The 14,816-nt window shown below is 74.4% G+C and carries 14 protein-coding genes and 1 pseudogene; 11 read left to right on the forward strand and 4 right to left on the reverse strand.

What is annotated here, in order from left to right:
• Nucleotide 1: 1 nt before the first annotated feature.
• Both LG324_RS02290 and zwf read left to right on the forward strand, forming a co-directional pair.
• Entirely contained in the window at nucleotides 2-1,381 is a 1,380-nt protein-coding gene (locus tag LG324_RS02290) for an HAD-IB family hydrolase (protein ID WP_404351478.1), read from the forward strand.
• A 228-nt stretch (nucleotides 1,382-1,609) separates the two neighbouring features.
• The gene (gene zwf / locus LG324_RS02295; RefSeq protein ID WP_404351480.1) at nucleotides 1,610-3,043 is read left to right on the forward strand and encodes a glucose-6-phosphate dehydrogenase; all 1,434 of its coding nucleotides are present in this window, start codon (nucleotides 1,610-1,612) and stop codon (nucleotides 3,041-3,043) included.
• A gap of 37 nt (nucleotides 3,044-3,080) precedes the next feature.
• Here the strand turns inward: zwf and LG324_RS02300 are convergent, their stop codons facing one another.
• Nucleotides 3,081-4,208, reverse strand: coding sequence for a diacylglycerol kinase family protein (locus LG324_RS02300; RefSeq protein WP_030527120.1), 1,128 nt, complete (start codon nucleotides 4,206-4,208; stop codon nucleotides 3,081-3,083).
• A 45-nt stretch (nucleotides 4,209-4,253) separates the two neighbouring features.
• On the opposite strand from LG324_RS02300, the gene LG324_RS02305 reads away from it, so the two are divergent.
• From LG324_RS02305 to LG324_RS02315, 3 genes are read left to right on the forward strand one after another with little or no spacing between them, the layout of a single operon-like run.
• Nucleotides 4,254-4,799, forward strand: a complete 546-nt coding sequence (locus tag LG324_RS02305; RefSeq protein ID WP_404351482.1) for a DinB family protein — start codon at nucleotides 4,254-4,256, stop codon at nucleotides 4,797-4,799.
• The gene (locus tag LG324_RS02310; protein WP_404351483.1) at nucleotides 4,796-6,148 is read left to right on the forward strand and encodes a cation:proton antiporter; all 1,353 of its coding nucleotides are present in this window, start codon (nucleotides 4,796-4,798) and stop codon (nucleotides 6,146-6,148) included. The genes LG324_RS02305 and LG324_RS02310 overlap by 4 nt, the downstream gene beginning before the upstream one ends.
• Nucleotides 6,138-6,905 carry a type 1 glutamine amidotransferase gene (locus LG324_RS02315; protein WP_404351485.1) on the forward strand — a complete coding sequence of 256 codons (768 nt, stop codon included), beginning with the start codon at nucleotides 6,138-6,140 and terminating at the stop codon, nucleotides 6,903-6,905. Before LG324_RS02310 ends, LG324_RS02315 begins: the two co-directional genes overlap by 11 nt.
• On the opposite strand, the gene LG324_RS02320 is transcribed toward LG324_RS02315, so the two are convergent.
• Nucleotides 6,851-7,369, reverse strand: a complete 519-nt coding sequence (locus LG324_RS02320; RefSeq protein ID WP_404351487.1) for an ATP-binding cassette domain-containing protein — start codon at nucleotides 7,367-7,369, stop codon at nucleotides 6,851-6,853. The genes LG324_RS02315 and LG324_RS02320 overlap by 55 nt on opposite strands.
• Here LG324_RS02320 and LG324_RS02325 point away from each other — a divergent pair.
• Both LG324_RS02325 and serS read left to right on the forward strand, forming a co-directional pair.
• A complete protein-coding gene (locus LG324_RS02325) occupies nucleotides 7,353-7,988 on the forward strand; it encodes a LysE family translocator (protein ID WP_404351489.1) in 636 nt (211 codons plus the stop codon). The two genes, LG324_RS02320 and LG324_RS02325, sit on opposite strands and share 17 nt — an antisense overlap.
• Nucleotides 7,989-8,055: 67 nt before the next feature.
• Nucleotides 8,056-9,324 carry a serine--tRNA ligase gene (serS, locus tag LG324_RS02330; RefSeq protein ID WP_404351491.1) on the forward strand — a complete coding sequence of 423 codons (1,269 nt, stop codon included), beginning with the start codon at nucleotides 8,056-8,058 and terminating at the stop codon, nucleotides 9,322-9,324.
• Nucleotides 9,325-9,352: 28 nt separating this feature from the next.
• Here serS and LG324_RS02335 read toward each other — a convergent pair whose 3' ends face one another.
• Together LG324_RS02335 and LG324_RS02340 are read right to left on the reverse strand one after the other, a co-directional pair.
• Nucleotides 9,353-9,715, reverse strand: a complete 363-nt coding sequence (locus LG324_RS02335) for a YciI family protein (RefSeq protein WP_207023945.1) — start codon at nucleotides 9,713-9,715, stop codon at nucleotides 9,353-9,355.
• Nucleotides 9,716-9,832: 117 nt separating this feature from the next.
• A pseudogene (locus tag LG324_RS02340) lies at nucleotides 9,833-10,353 on the reverse strand (GrpB family protein).
• Nucleotides 10,354-10,525: 172 nt separating this feature from the next.
• Between LG324_RS02340 and LG324_RS02345 the strand changes: the two are divergent.
• The 4 genes from LG324_RS02345 (at nucleotide 10,526) to LG324_RS02360 (ending at nucleotide 14,799) form a co-directional block, all read left to right on the forward strand.
• Nucleotides 10,526-11,947: a sensor histidine kinase gene (locus LG324_RS02345; RefSeq protein WP_404351493.1), complete on the forward strand. Its 1,422-nt coding sequence runs from the start codon at nucleotides 10,526-10,528 to the stop codon at nucleotides 11,945-11,947.
• A gap of 74 nt (nucleotides 11,948-12,021) precedes the next feature.
• Nucleotides 12,022-12,648 carry a response regulator transcription factor gene (locus tag LG324_RS02350; RefSeq protein WP_051750285.1) on the forward strand — a complete coding sequence of 209 codons (627 nt, stop codon included), beginning with the start codon at nucleotides 12,022-12,024 and terminating at the stop codon, nucleotides 12,646-12,648.
• A gap of 52 nt (nucleotides 12,649-12,700) precedes the next feature.
• Entirely contained in the window at nucleotides 12,701-13,582 is an 882-nt protein-coding gene (locus tag LG324_RS02355; protein WP_030527104.1) for an ABC transporter ATP-binding protein, read from the forward strand.
• On the forward strand, nucleotides 13,582-14,799 hold the full coding sequence (locus tag LG324_RS02360; RefSeq protein ID WP_404351495.1) for an ABC transporter permease: 1,218 nt from the start codon (nucleotides 13,582-13,584) through the stop codon (nucleotides 14,797-14,799). The genes LG324_RS02355 and LG324_RS02360 overlap by 1 nt, the downstream gene beginning before the upstream one ends.
• Nucleotides 14,800-14,816: the final 17 nt, after the last annotated feature.

Consider the following 14,816-nt stretch of genomic DNA (forward strand, 5'->3'; position numbering starts at 1 on the left):
CATGGCTGGCGCGGCGATCTTCGACCTCGACCGCACCCTCCTGCAGGGCGGCACCGGGCCGCTGCTCTCGCGCGCGATGTACGACCTCGGCGTCGTCAGCCGGCGCCTGCCCGGTGAGGGTCTGCTCTTCAAGGCCTTCGACCTCATCGGCGAGACCCTGCCGAGCATCGCCCTGGCCCGCCAGGCCACGCTCGTCGCGCGCGGCCGCGCCGGGGACGCGTTCGACGCGGCGGCCACCGCTGCGGCGGAGACGATCTCCGCGGTCATCCACCCGTTCGCGCTCGCGCTCATCGAGCAGCACCGCGCCGCGGGCCGCCCCGTCGTCCTCGCGACGACGACGCCGGAGCACCTCGTCCGCCCGCTCGCCGACCGGCTCGGCGTCGACCACGTCGTCGCGACCCGGTACGCCCTGACCGAGGACGGGCGCTTCAGCGGCGACCTCGAGGGGCCGTTCGTCTGGTCGCGCGGCAAGCTCGACGCGGTGCGCGCGTGGGCCGCGCGCGAGGGCATCGACCTCGCCGAGTCCTTCGCCTACTCCGACTCGATCTACGACCTGCCGCTGCTCTCGGCGGTCGGCACCCCGGCCGCGGTCAACCCCGACCCGCGGCTCACCGTCTACGCGCTCGCCCGGGGGTGGCCCATCGTGCACTTCGACGTCTCGCCCGGAGTCGTCAAGATCCCGGTCCTCGGGGTCGAGCTCCAGCGGCTGCTGTTCCTCGCGAGCCCCCCGCTGCTCACGCCGTACGCGCGCTTCGACGTCGGCGGCACCGAGAACATCCCGCGCACCGGGCCGGCCATCCTCGTCGGCAACCACCGCAGCTACTTCGACATCCCCGCGATGATCCAGATGATGCGCCGCACCGGCCGCACGGGGCGCATCCTCGCGAAGAAGGAGCTCTTCGACGTCCCGGTCGTCGGGGCGCTCGCGACCGCCCTCGGCGGCATCCCCGTCGACCGCGCCGGCGGTGGGCAGGAGTCCTTCGAGACCGCGGCCGTCGCGCTCGAGGCCGGCGAGCTCGTCTGCCTCCTGCCCCAGGGCACCATCCCGCGCGGCGAGCGGTTCTACGACCCGGTCCTCAAGGGGCGCACCGGCGCCGCCCGGCTCGCCGCCGCGACCGGCGCCCCCGTCATCCCCTTCGGGATCTGGGGCAGCGAGAAGGTGTGGCCGCGCAGCTCGGCCACCCCGCGGATGCTCGCGCTCACCGACCCGCCGACGGTCCGCGTACGGGTCGGCGAGCCGGTCGAGGGGCTGGGGGGCACCCCCGCGGCCGACACGAAGAGGATCATGGCGGCGATCGTCGACTGCCTCCCGCCCGAGGCCCGCGAGCAGCGCACCCCGAGCGCCGAGGAGATCGCGCTCGCGACCCCGCGCGGCCGCTGACGAGACGGCAGGAGGGCCGGCGCCCGTCGGTCCGGGGCGGTGACCTCTGACCGGGAGGCGAGGCCGCGTGGGCCCCTGCGCCGGCGCGGACCCGCCTCCGGTCAGGACGCTACCGACGGCCACCGCCGGCTGCGATGGGGAGAACTCCCCTCCTGACGAAATATATTCCGCACCAATGGAAATGCGCAAACGCTGGTGTCGGGCCGCCTCGGGCGACAGGGTGGGACCATGACCGCGCCCACGACCGTCATCCTCTTCGGCGCCACCGGCGACCTCGCGCAGCGCAAGCTCATCCCCGGGCTGCTGCACCTCTTCCAGTCGCGCCTGCTCGACGACCTGCGTGTCGTCGGCACCTCGCTCGACGACAAGTCGCCGGACGAGTTCCGCGCCTTCGCCCACACCGCGATCCGCGAGCACAGCACCCGCGACATCGACGAGGCCGACTGGCGCGAGTTCGTCCAGCGGCTCGACTACGTCCCGCTCTCGGCCGGGCCCGACGCGCTCGCCGAGGCCGTCGGGCGGGCCGAGAAGCAGCTGCCCGGCGAGGTCGAGCTGCGACTGCACTACCTCGCGGTCCCGCCCAAGGCGGCGCTCGCGGCCGTGCAGACCATCGCCGACGCCCGGCTCGTCGAGCGCAGCCGCGTCGTCATGGAGAAGCCCTTCGGCCACGACCACGCGAGCGCCGTCGCGCTCAACGCCCAGCTGCACGAGGTGTTCGACGAGGACCAGATCTTCCGGATCGACCACTTCCTCGGCAAGGAGCCGGCGCAGAACATCCTCGCGTTCCGCTTCGCCAACGGCCTCTTCGAGCCGATCTGGCACCGGAACAACATCTCCCACATCCAGATCGACGTCCCCGAGACGCTCGGCCTCAGCCAGCGCGCCGACTTCTACGAGGCGACGGGCGCCTACCGCGACATGGTCGTCACACACCTCTTCCAGATCCTCGCCTTCACCGCGATGGAGCCGCCGACGGCGCTGGAGCCGCTGGCCATCAGCCGCGAGAAGAACAAGGTCTTCCGCTCGATGCAGCCGATCATGCCGTCCGACGTCGTGCGCGGGCAGTACACCGGCTACCACCAGGAGCCCGGGGTGGCGGCGGACTCCGACACCGAGACCTTCGTCGCGCTCAAGTGCTACGTCGACAACTGGCGCTGGGCGGGGGTGCCGTTCTACCTGCGCACCGGCAAGCGGATGGCCGAGGGCGCGCGGATCATCTCCATCGCCTTCAAGGAGCCCCCGCAGTCGATGTTCCCGAAGGGCTCGGGCGTCGGCGACCAGGGGCCGGACCACCTGACCTTCGACCTCGCGGACCGGTCCCGGATGTCCCTGTCCTTCTACGGCAAGCGGCCCGGCCCGGGCTTCCGGCTCGACAAGCTCTCCATGCAGTTCTCGATGCAGGAGACGAGCTGGGCCGGCGCGGTGCTCGAGGCGTACGAGCGGCTCATCTACGACGCGGCCCGCGGCGACCGGACCCTCTTCACGTCGGCGACCGGCATCGAGCGGCTCTGGGAGATCAGCCAGCCGATCCTCGACAACCCGCCGCCGGTGCACCCGTACGCGCAGGGGACGTGGGGCCCGAACCAGATCCACCAGCTCATCGCGCCCTTCACGTGGCGGCTGCCGTTCGAGCGCACCTGGCGCGAGCACACGAGGGGCTGAGCGCCGTCCGGCGCCGGCCGCAGCCGGCGATCTCGGGTCAGGCGCCGGCCGGCCGCCCGTTCTCGGTGCGGACGACGAGCACGCGCGGCTGCACCTCGACCGAGAGGCGGCTCGCCTCGCCGATGATGTCGCCGTCGACCTGGACCCGCTGCGGCTCGTCGACCTGCACGGTCGCCGTCTGGCACTTGTGCCGCGCGAGGTTGGCGTTGGTCCGGTCGCTGCGGGTGATGACGCGCGCCGCGACCGACGCCCACGCAGCCACCCCGCGGGGCGCCAGGACGATGACGTCGAGCATGCCGTCGTCGGGCTCGGCGTCGGGGAGCAGGTCGATGCCGCCGGTGATCTTGCCGCAGTTGCCGATGACGACCATCCGCGCCCGCTGCGTGGCCGGTGGGCCGCCGTCGACGGTCAGCGTGACCTTGAAGCGCTCGGTGAGCATGTGGCGCAGGCCCGCCGGGACGTACGCGCCCCAGCCGATCCGCGACTTCAGCTGCTCGGACGTCGAGTCCATGATCGCGGCGTCGAGGCCCATCCCGGCCATGACGAAGAAGGCGTGCCGCTGCGCGCCGGCGCTCGAGCCCTCGCCGGCGCCCTCCTCGAGCTCGAGGTCCTCGGGGTCGAGGGTCAGCCAGGCGGCGTCGACGTGCCGGTTGCGCCCGGTGAGGGCGACGACCATCGCGCGCTCGAGGTCGTCGACGGGCATCTCGAGGTTGCGGGCGAGGAGGTTGCCGGTGCCGCCGGGCAGCAGCCCGAGCGGGACGCCGGAGCCGACCATCTCCTGGGCGACGGCGCGGACGGTGCCGTCGCCGCCGAGCGCGCAGACGAGGTCGACCCCGCTCGCGAGGGCCTCGCGGGTCTGGCCGAACCCGACGTCGTGGACGGTCGTCTCGTGCAGCTCCGGCGGGGCCCAGTCCTGCGCCTCGCAGACGCGGGCGAGGGTGGCGCGGACGGCGTCGAGGTCGTCGAACTTCGTCGGGTTGACGACGACGGCCACCCGCTTGCGCGGCGGCGGGGCGTCGTCGACCCCGCGGAAGCTGTCACGCGAGGGGCGCTGGGCCGCGACGTGCCGCCCCGGCTCGCGCGCGGACAGCACGAGGTAGACGCCGACGACGGCGAAGAGCACCGCCACCGCGACGCCGACCCAGGTCCACGCTTCGCCAGACACACACCGGAAGGTACAGGAGGCCCGGCACGCCCGTAGTCTGCGGGGATGACCGAGAACGCCGACGCCGCCCTGGTGCCCGACACCAAGGACTGGACGTGGGTGCTCGAGCGCCCGTGCCCCGACTGCGGCTTCGACCCGCGGGCCGTCGCCTCCGACGACATCGCCCGGCTGCTGACCGCCTTCACGGACCCGTGGCCGTCGGTGCTCGAGCGTCCCGACGCCGCCGTCCGGCCGGACCCGGCCACGTGGTCGCCGCTCGAGTACGCCTGCCACGTGCGCGACGTCTGCCGCCTGTTCGACCAGCGGCTGGAGGGCATCCTCACGCAGGACGACCCGACGTTCGGCAACTGGTACCAGGACGCCACCGCCGTCGCCGAGCGCTACGGCGAGCAGGAGCCGGCCACCGTCTCCGTGGAGCTGCGAGAGGCCGCCGCCGGCCTCGCCGACCGGTTCGCCGGCGTCGAGGACGTCGCGTGGTCACGGACCGCCACCCGCTCCGACGGCGCCCGGTTCACGACCCTGTCCTTCGGCCGCTACGGCCTGCACGACCTCGCGCACCACCTCGTGGACGTCGGGGTCGCCCTCCCGTGAGTCCCGAGCTCGTCTACGTCCTGCTGGGCGGGGCGCTCCTCCTCGCGGCCGTCCTCCCGCAGGCCCTGCACCGCTGGGCCCTCTCGGCCCCGATGGTCCTCGTGGCGGTCGGGCTCCTCGTGGGGACGACCGCGGTCTCGGGTGACGTCGTCATCGACCCCGTGGCGCTGCGCCCGTGGATCGAGCACCTCGCCGAGTTCACCGTGCTCGTCGCGCTCATGGGCGTCGGGCTCGCGCTCGACCGCCCGCTGCGGCCGCGGCTGCGCGCGTCCTGGGCCTCCTGGGAGCCGACGTGGCGGTTGCTCGGCATCGCGATGCCGCTGACCATCGGCGCGGTCGCCCTGCTGGCCTTCGGTCCGCTCGGGGTGGCGTTCCCCGCGGCCCTGCTGCTCGGGGCGGCGCTGGCGCCGACCGACCCCGTCCTCGCCTCGGACGTCCAGGTCGAGGGGCCCACCCTCGAGGGGGACGACGACGACCTCGACGAGGACGACGAGGTGCGGTTCGCGCTGACGAGCGAGGCCGGGCTCAACGACGGCCTCGCGTTCCCGTTCGTCTGGGCGGCGATCTTCCTCGCCGGCGCGGCCCCGGCCGGCGGCGTGCTGCGCTGGGTCGGCTGGGAGCTCGTGGGGAAGGTCGTCGTCGGCATCGCGGTCGGATGCCTCGTCGGCTGGGTGCTGGCCCGGCTGGCCTTCCGGGCCTCGCGCCGCTCGCTGCGGCTGGCCGAGGTCGGTGAGCCGCTCCTCGCCCTCTCGGCCCTCCTCCTCGCCTACGGCGCGGCCGAGTTCGCGCACGGCTACGGCTTCCTCGCGGTCTTCGCCTGCGCGATGACCATCCGCTCCTTCGAGCGCCACGACCAGTACCACCGGCACATGCACGACGTCGTCGAGCGGCTCGAGACCCTGCTCACCCTCGTCATGCTGCTCGGGCTGGGCTTCGCGATCACGACCGGGCTGCTCGCCAACCTCGACTGGCGCGGCGTCCTCGTCGGGATGCTCCTCGTCTTCGTCATCCGGCCGGTCGCCGGCTACGTGTCCTTCCTCGGCCACCGCAAGGGCACCCGCACCGCGTGCCTCAGCGTGCCGGAGCGGCTCGTCATCGGCTTCTTCGGGGTCCGGGGCATCGGCTCCCTCTACTACCTCGCCTTCGCGCTCGGCCACGCGCGCTTCACCGAGGAGCGCTGGCTGTGGTCGGCCGTCGGGTTCACCGTGGCCCTCTCGGTCGTCGTCCACGGCGTCCTCGCCACCCCCGCCATGCGCTGGTTGGAGCGCCGGCGCGACGAGGCGGCCGCCGAGGGCGGGGGGCGCCCCGGCGGGCCGGGCGGACCGGACGGGATGGCCCGTGCGACCTGAGGTCCGTGACACCCCACTCGTCCTCGTCGTCGTCAACGACCCCGACAGCGGCCCCGGGCGCTTCGGGGCCTGGCTCGAGGAGGCCGGGGTGCGGCTGCGGGTCGTCGACGGCCTGTCCGTGCCGGCGACGACGGAGGGTCTCGACGGCGTGCTGCTCCTCGGCGGCGGCTTCATGCCGGACGCCGACGAGCGCGCCCCCTGGCTGCCGGCCGAGCGCCGGCTCGCGGCCGCCTGCCTCGACGACGGCACGCCGCTGCTCGGCATCTGCCTCGGCGCCCAGCTCCTCGCGCTCGTCGCCGGCGGCCGGGTCATGGCCGACTCGGGGCGCCCCGAGCGGGGGTCGGTCGTCGTCCGGCGCACGCCCGCGGCCACCGGTGACGCGCTGTTCGGCGGCCTCCCGGACACCTTCCCGGCGATCCAGAACCACCGGGACGAGGTGACGGCGCTACCCGAGGCGGCCGTGCACCTCGCGGCCTCCGACACCTGCCCGCACCAGGCCTTCCGGGTCGGCGCCGCCGCCTGGGGCGTGCAGTTCCACCCCGAGGCCTCGGCCGAACGCCTCGAGCGCTGGGACGCCAGCCGGGTCGCGGCCGAGGGGTTCGACCTCGACGCGCTGCGGGCCGCCGCCCGCGCCGCCGAGCCCGCGTCGGAGGCGGCCGCCCGGGCGCTGCTCGTCGCCTTCGTGGCCGTGGTCGGGCGAGGTCAGGAGCGGGCGAGCGAGCGGCCGGGGATCGCGTCCAGCAGCCGGCGCGTGTAGTCCTCGCGCGGGTCCGCGAACAACGCCTCCGGGTCCCCGTGCTCGACGATCCGGCCGTCCTTCATCACGTAGACCCGGTGCGCCACCAGTCGCACGACGGCCAGGTCGTGGGTGATGAACAGGTAGGACAGCCCGAGCTCCTCCTGGAGCCGGACCATGAGGTCCAGGACCTGCTCCTGGACGAGGACGTCGAGCGCGCTGACGGCCTCGTCCATGACGACGAGGCGCGGGTCGAGCGCCAGGGCGCGGGCGATGGCCACGCGCTGACGCTGCCCGCCCGACAGCTCGTGCGGGCGGCGCTCCGCGAGCGCGACCGGCAGGGCGACCCGGTCGAGCAGCTCGCGGACGGCGACCCGGCGGGTGCGGGCGTCACCGACGCGGTGGACGACGAGCGGCTCCGCGACGGCCTGGGTGCGGCCCCCGTCCTCACGGCGCCACACTGGGCGCGTGCCGTCCGCCGCCACCGTCCTCGCCTTCGCCCTCGCCTCGGTCGTCATCGTCGCGATCCCGGGACCGTCGGTGCTCTTCACCATCGGCCGCGCCCTCGCGGCGGGGCGCCGCGCCGCGCTGCTCACCGTGCTGGGGAACGCGGGTGGCATCCTCACCCAGATCGTCGCGATCGCCGTCGGTCTCGGTCCCCTCGTCGCCTCGAGCGCGGCCGTCTACACGGGGCTGAAGCTCGTCGGCGCCGGCTACCTGGTGCACCTCGGCGTCCAGTCGGTCCGCCACCGCCGCGACTTCGCGGCGGCGCTGTCGTCCGGGCTGCCGGCCGCGCCGGCCTCGCACGCGGTCCGGGCGGGCTACGTCGTCGGCGTCACCAACCCGAAGTCGCTCGTGTTCTTCATGGCGCTGCTGCCGCAGTTCGTCGACCGCACGGGCCCGGTCGCGCTCCAGCTCCTCGTCCTCGGCGCCGTCTTCGCGGTCGTCGCGCTGGCGGGGGACGGCGCGGTGGCGCTCGCCGCCTCGCGGTTCCGCGAGTGGTTCGCGTCGTCCCCGCGCCGGATGGAGCGGGTCGGTGGCGTCGGCGGGCTCATGATGGTCGGCCTCGGCACCGGCCTGCTCGTCACCGGCCGCCCCGACTGAGCCGGGCGTGGCCGGCGCCGGGAAACACGGCGGAGGCGCCCCCGACCGCGTCGTTAGACTCGCCGACGTGATCGACATCAGGCTGCTCCGGGAGGACCCCGACACGGTGCGCGCGAGCCAGCGCGCCCGCGGTGAGGACGACGGCGTCGTCGACGCCGTGCTCGCCGCCGACGAGCGCCGCCGCTCCTCGCTCACCGCCTACGAGCGGCTGCGCGCCGAGCAGAAGTCGATGGGCAAGGACGTCGCCCGCGCCCAGGGCGACGAGAAGCAGGCGCTCCTGGCCCGCACCAAGGAGATCGCCGCCGAGGTCAAGGCGCTCTCGGCCGCGGCCGACGACGCCCAGACCGAGCTCGACGCGCTGATGCGCACGATGGGCAACGTCGTCGAGCCCGAGGTGCCGGCCGGCGGCGAGGACGACTACGTCGTGCTCGAGGAGGTCGGGACGCCCCGCGACTTCGGGGCCGAGGGCTTCGAGCCGAAGGACCACCTCGCGCTCGCCGAGGGCCTCGACGCGCTCGACATGGAGCGTGGCGCCAAGGTCGCCGGCTCGCGCTTCTACTTCCTCAAGGGCGTCGGCGCGCGGCTCGAGATGGGCCTGCTGCACCTCGCGATGCAGAAGGCGATCGGCCTCGGGTTCGTGCCCCTCATCACCCCGACGCTCGTCAAGCCCGAGGTGATGGCCGGCGCCGGCTTCCTCGACCACCACGCCGACGAGGTCTACCGGCTCGAGGCCGACGACCTCTACCTGACCGGAACCTCGGAGGTCGCGCTCGCGGGCTTCCACGCCGACGAGGTCGTCGACCTGTCGGCCGGGCCGGTCCGCTACGCCGGGCAGTCGACCTGCTACCGCCGGGAGGCCGGCTCGTACGGCAAGGACACCCGCGGCATCATCCGCGTGCACCAGTTCAACAAGATCGAGATGTTCGTCTACTGCCGTCCCGAGGACGCCGCCGCCGAGCACGAGCGCCTGCTCGCCCTCGAGAAGGAGATGCTCGCGCTCGTCGAGGTGCCCTACCGGGTCATCGACACCGCCGCCGGCGACCTCGGTGGGCCGGCCGCGCGCAAGTTCGACTGCGAGGGATGGGTGCCCACGCAGGGCCGCTACCGCGAGCTGACCTCGACCTCGAACTGCACGACCTTCCAGGCGCGCCGCCTCAACACCCGCTTCCGGGGCGAGGCGGGCAACGAGGTGGCGGCCACGCTCAACGGCACGCTCGCCACGACGCGCTGGCTCGTCGCCATCCTCGAGAACCACCAGCAGGCCGACGGGTCGGTCGTCGTCCCCGAGGCGCTGCGGCCGGTCGTCGGCCTCGACGTCCTGACGCCCGTCCGCTGACCCGCCCCGCCCCGGCCACCCCGGCCGGTCAGGCCGGGAGGTCCGGGTTCCTGCCGAACCGCCGGATCTCGTGCGGCCAGCCGCAGGCCGCGGAGATGCGGGCGCCCCACTCCCGGGCGGCCGCGTCGTCGGGCACGTCGACGACCGCGAACCCGCCGAGGAACTCCTGCGTCTCGACGTACGGGCCGTCGGTGACGACCACCTCGTCGCCGACCGTCGGGTCGACGGAGTAGACCGGGGCGTCCTCCTCGAGGCCGCCCGCGAAGACGTAGACGCCGGCGGCGCGCATCTCGTCGACGACGGCCAGGGCGAGGGGGGCCCTCGACGCGAACCACTCGGCGGGGTGCTCCCCGACCCACTGCTGGTTGAAGTACAGGAGGTACTCGGCCATCACTCGTCCTTCCGTCACGGCGGCCCGCCCGTCGAGCCGTCCCACGTCCCGATGACGAGCGAGCCGCGCCGGGATCGACACGCTAGCGGCCCGATCCCGTGGACGGCGGCGACGGCGTCAGCGCACGGGCAGCCCGGCGGCGGCGAAGGCCCGGCGCGCGATGTCGCGCAGGACCTCCTGCTTGCGGGCGTTGTACTGCATCGCGTGCTCGCCGGCCCCGACCGCGGCGTCGGACGCCTCGCGCTTGACGGCGGCGTAGCGGTCGCGGTCGTCGTCGTGCGCGCGCAGCCAGTCGCGGAAGACGCGGTCGCGCCACGGGCCGGCGCTGTCGGGCCCGAACACGTGGAGGTTGGCCGCCGGGTCGGCGTGCCGCAGCAGGCGGTGGCCGTCCCACCACGGCTCGCGCACCCAGAGGACGAAGCCGGCGCCTCCAGCGCGGGGACGTAGTGCTCCTCGTCGTCGGGGTCCGCGACGACGAGGTCGAGGTCGATGACGGGCTTGGCGGGCAGGCCGGGGACCGATGTCGAGCCGATGTGGTCCAGCTGCAGGACCCGGGGCCCGAGCGCGTCGCGGACGAGGCCGTCGAGCCGCTCGAACGACGCCGGCCAGGCCGGATCCGGGTCGACGACGGCGACCATCGGGGACGGCCCTCCGGCGACCCACGGCGAGGCGCCGGGGGGCGGGGTGTCGTCGGGGAAGGACGCGATCTCCTCGGCGGTGGCCACCGCCGCACCCTAGTCCGGTGGGCCGAGGTCGGCTCCCCCTCGCGGGGGAGGCCGCACACCGCGGCCCCGACCTAGGCTGGTCGCCATGCCCAGCCCCGTGCGCTCCGCGCAGCCCGCGCGACCCGTCCTCGCCCGCGTCGCCGGGTGGTTCGGGGCCGACGAGACGTGGCAGCGGCCGCGACCGCCCGTCGGCCGCGCCGATGTCGCCTGGGCGGTCGCCATCGGGGTCTTCGGCCTCGTCGCGCTCGAGCTCGTCCGCAGCGTCGGCGTGCTCCGTGAGACCGGCGCCCCGTGGTGGGTGCAGTGGCTCGCCGTCGCCACCGGTGCCGGGCTGCTCGTCGGCCGGCGGCGCTGGCCGGTCACCGTCGCCGCGCTCGCCGCCGTCCACATGATCGTCGTCGGCGTGACGATGCCGATGGTCATGGGCCAGTTCACGATGCAGGTCATCTACTTCGTCGCCCTCATGTCGGGGGTGGCGTGGGCGCGCGACCGGCGCTGGATGCTCGTCGTCGTCGGGGTCATCGTCGTCGTGATGTTCATGTGGATCGCGCTGCAGTTCGCCCTCGGCAACGCGGCGCAGGACTACGTCGACGAGGCCACCGCGGGCGAGCGCTACGGGGTCCTCGGGCAGATCCCCGCGGCGGTCCTGCTCACCCTCGTCATCAACGTCGTGTACTTCGGCGGGGCGGTCGTCATCGGCCAGCTGCAGTGGCGCTCGGCGCGCGACCGCGCGGTGCTCGAGCGGCAGGCGGCCACCATCACGGCCCAGACCGAGGCGCTGCGCCAGCGCGCCGTCACCGAGGAGCGGCTGCGCATCGCGCGCGAGCTGCACGACGTCGTCGCCCATCACGTGTCGGTCATCGGCATCCAGGCCGCGGCCGCCCGGCGGGTCATGGACCGCGACCCGGAGGCCACGCGGACGGCGCTCGCCGGCATCGAGGGCTCCTCGCGGGAGGCGGTGACGTCGATGCGTGGCCTCCTCGGCACGCTGCGCGAGGTCGAGCGGCCGGGCGCCGCGTCGGACGACGCCGGCCCCGGGCGCGCGCCCCAGCCGGGCCTCGCCCAGCTGCCCGACCTCGTCGCGGCCTGCTCGACCCCGGGTCGCCGGGTGGCGCTCGACGTCGTCGAGGCCCGGCCCGGGGCCGCGTCCCGGCTCGGCACGCCGCTGGCCCACTCCATCCACCGCACGGTGCAGGAGGCGCTGACCAACGTCGAGAAGCACTCGACGGCCACGCGCGTCTCGGTCGTCGTCCGGCTCGACGACGTCGCGGGGTTCGCCGAGGTCGAGGTCGTCGACGACGGCCGCCCGCGCGCCGGCACCTCCGGCAGCGGCCTCGGTCAGCTCGGCATCCGCGAGCGGACGGCCTCGCACCGCGGCACCGTCGAGATCGGCCCGCGGCCGACGGGCGGCTACCGGGTCCGGGCCCGCTACCCGTGGCGCGAGGCGGCGCCGGGCGTCCCCGACAGCCCGGACGGCCTGCCCGACGCCGAGGTGGTGGAGCAGTGAGCGGCGAGACCGGCCCGACGGACGCGACCGACGCCGCCGCACCGCTGCGGGTGCTCCTCGTCGACGACCACGCGATGGTCCGCTCGGGCTTCACGATGATGCTCTCGGTCGAGGACGACCTCGAGGTCGTCGGCCAGGCCGCGAACGGTGCCGAGGCCGTGGTCGTCGCCCGCGAGACCAGGCCCGACGTCGTCCTCATGGACGTGCAGATGCCCGTGCTCGACGGCATCGAGGCGACGCGGCGGATCGTCGCCGAGGACCTCGGCCGGGTCGTCGTCCTCACGACGTTCGACCGCGACGACTACCTCTTCGACGCGCTCGACGCCGGGGCCAGCGGCTTCCTCCTCAAGAACGCCGAGCCCGAGCAGCTCGTCGAGGCCGTGCGCGTCGTCGGCTCCGGCTCGGGCATCCTCGCGCCGGAGGTGACGCGCCGGGTCATCGAGCGGATGACGAGCGAGCGCCCGGCCCCGCGCCGCCCCGACCCGCCGGGCCTGGACCGGCTGACCGAGCGCGAGCGCGAGGTGCTCGTCCTCGTCGGGCGCGGCCTGTCGAACGGCGAGATCGCGCGCACGCTCTTCCTCGGGGAGGCGACGGTCAAGACGCACGTGTCGAACTGCCTCGCCAAGCTCCAGCTGCGCGACCGCGTGCAGGCCGTCGTCCTCGCGCACGAGGCGGGCCTCATCACCCCGGCGGAGGGCTGAACCCACCCACGGGGGGATCCGCCGACGGCCGCGGGCGCCTAGCGTCGGAGGCATGTTGGAGATCAAGGGACTCACCCGGCGCTTCGGTGACACGACCGCCGTCGACGGCGTCAGCTTCGACGTCCGCGACGGCATCCTCACCGGCTTCGTCGGCGGCAACGGGGCGGGCAAGACGACGACCATGCGGATGGTCATGGGCGTCCTCGGCATCGACGGGGGGGAGGTGCGCTGGCGCGGCCGCCCGGTGACCGCGCAGGACCAGCGGCGCTTCGGGTACATGCCGGAGGAGCGCGGCCTCTACCCCAAGCAGCGCGTCCTCGACCAGCTCGTCTACCTCGCCCAGCTCAAGGGGATGGAGGCCGCGGTGGCGCGCGGTGCGGCGCAGGAGCACCTCGAGCGGTTCGGGCTCGACGGCCGTGCGGGCGACCGGCTCCAGGAGCTGAGCCTCGGCAACCAGCAGAAGGTGCAGGTCGTCGCCGCGTTGCTCCACCGGCCGACGGCGCTCATCCTCGACGAGCCGTTCTCCGGCCTCGACCCGACGGCCGTCGACTCGATGGCCGACATGCTGCGCGAGCACGCGAGCACCGGTGTGCCGGTGCTGTTCTCGAGCCACCAGCTCGACCTCGTCGAGCGCCTCTGCGACCGCCTCGTCATCCTCTCGCGGGGGCGCGTCGTCGCCTCCGGGGGCGCCGACGAGCTGCGCTCGCGCGGTCCCGTCCGCTACCGACTGAGCCTCGACCGCGACGCCGGCTGGGTGCGCGAGGTGCGCGGCATCCACGTCGTCGACGTCGACGGCCGCACCGCCCTCGTCGAGGTCCTCGAGGAGGGCGCCGAGCAGGCCGTGCTGCGCGAGGCCGCCGGGCGCGGCGCCGTCCACGAGTTCGCCCCCGTCCGACCGGCCCTGGCCGACATCTACCGAGAGGTGGCCGCCTGATGACCACGACGCTGACGCCCCCGCAGACCTCCGTCACCGACGAGCCGGTCGCCGGCCGCGCGGCGTGGACGCTCGTCGCCCGCCGCGAGGTCGTCGTCAAGCTGACCGACCGCGCGTTCGTCATCGGCACCGTCGTGACCCTCGTGCTCATCGCCGCGTTCATGGGCTGGCAGGCCTGGAGCGCCGAGCGCACGAGCACCTACACGGTCGCCGCGACGAGCGCCGACCGGGCGATGGCCGACCGGCTCGCGTCGTCCGCGACCGGCATCGACGACAAGGTGGAGGTGGGCGTCGACCCCGTGGCCGACGACGCCGCCGCCCGCGCGCTCGTGACGTCCGGTGACGCCGACGCCTGGCTGCACCGCGTCGACGGCGGGTGGGTGCTGACCTCCGACACCGAGTCGCAGGACGACCTGACCCGGGTCACGCAGGAGGTCGTCCGGCAGGCGACGCTCGAGCAGCAGGCCGGCGAGCTCGGGACGAGCGTCGAGCGGCTCGAGGCCGGCAGCCGGGTGACGACCTCGCTGCTCACCGGCGACGCCGAGAAGGCCGGCCTCGCGCAGGGCGTGGCGTTCGCGTTCGCCTTCCTCTTCTACATCGCGACGCTGACCTTCGGCATCACGCTGGCCAACAGCGTGGTCGAGGAGAAGCAGTCGCGCATCGTCGAGATCATCGCGACCTCGATCCCGGTGCGGCAGCTGCTCATCGGCAAGATCGTCGGCAACAGCGTGCTGGCCATCGCCCAGATGGTCCTCTACGCCGGGGTCGGGCTCGTCGGGCTGTCGCTCACGCCGTACGCGTCCCTCGTGACGGCGGTCAGCGGGCCGGTCGTGTGGTTCCTCGTGTTCTTCGTCGCAGGCTTCGTCGCCCTCGCCGCGCTGTGGGCCGTCGCCGGGGCCCTCGCCTCGCGCACCGAGGAGGTCCAGAGCACCGCGACCCCGCTGACGATGCTCGTCATGGCGGTGTTCTTCGGGTCGCTCTTCCTCGACGGGTCGGCGAAGGTCGTGGCCTCGTACGTGCCGCCGTTCTCGGCCGTGCTCATGCCGACGCGGGTCCTCGAGGGGACGGCGCAGTGGTGGGAGGCCGTCGTCGCCCTCGCCGTGCTCGTGGCCGCGGCGGTGCTCGTCCTCCGGGTGGCCGAGCGCCTCTACCGGCGGGCGCTGCTCCAGACGAGCGGCAAGCTCTCGATGAAGCAGGCCTGGGTGGCCCCCGAGTAGGCGCCCCACCCGTCGAG

This window comes from Phycicoccus jejuensis, assembly GCF_044797865.1.
Lineage (GTDB): Bacteria > Actinomycetota > Actinomycetes > Actinomycetales > Dermatophilaceae > Phycicoccus > Phycicoccus jejuensis.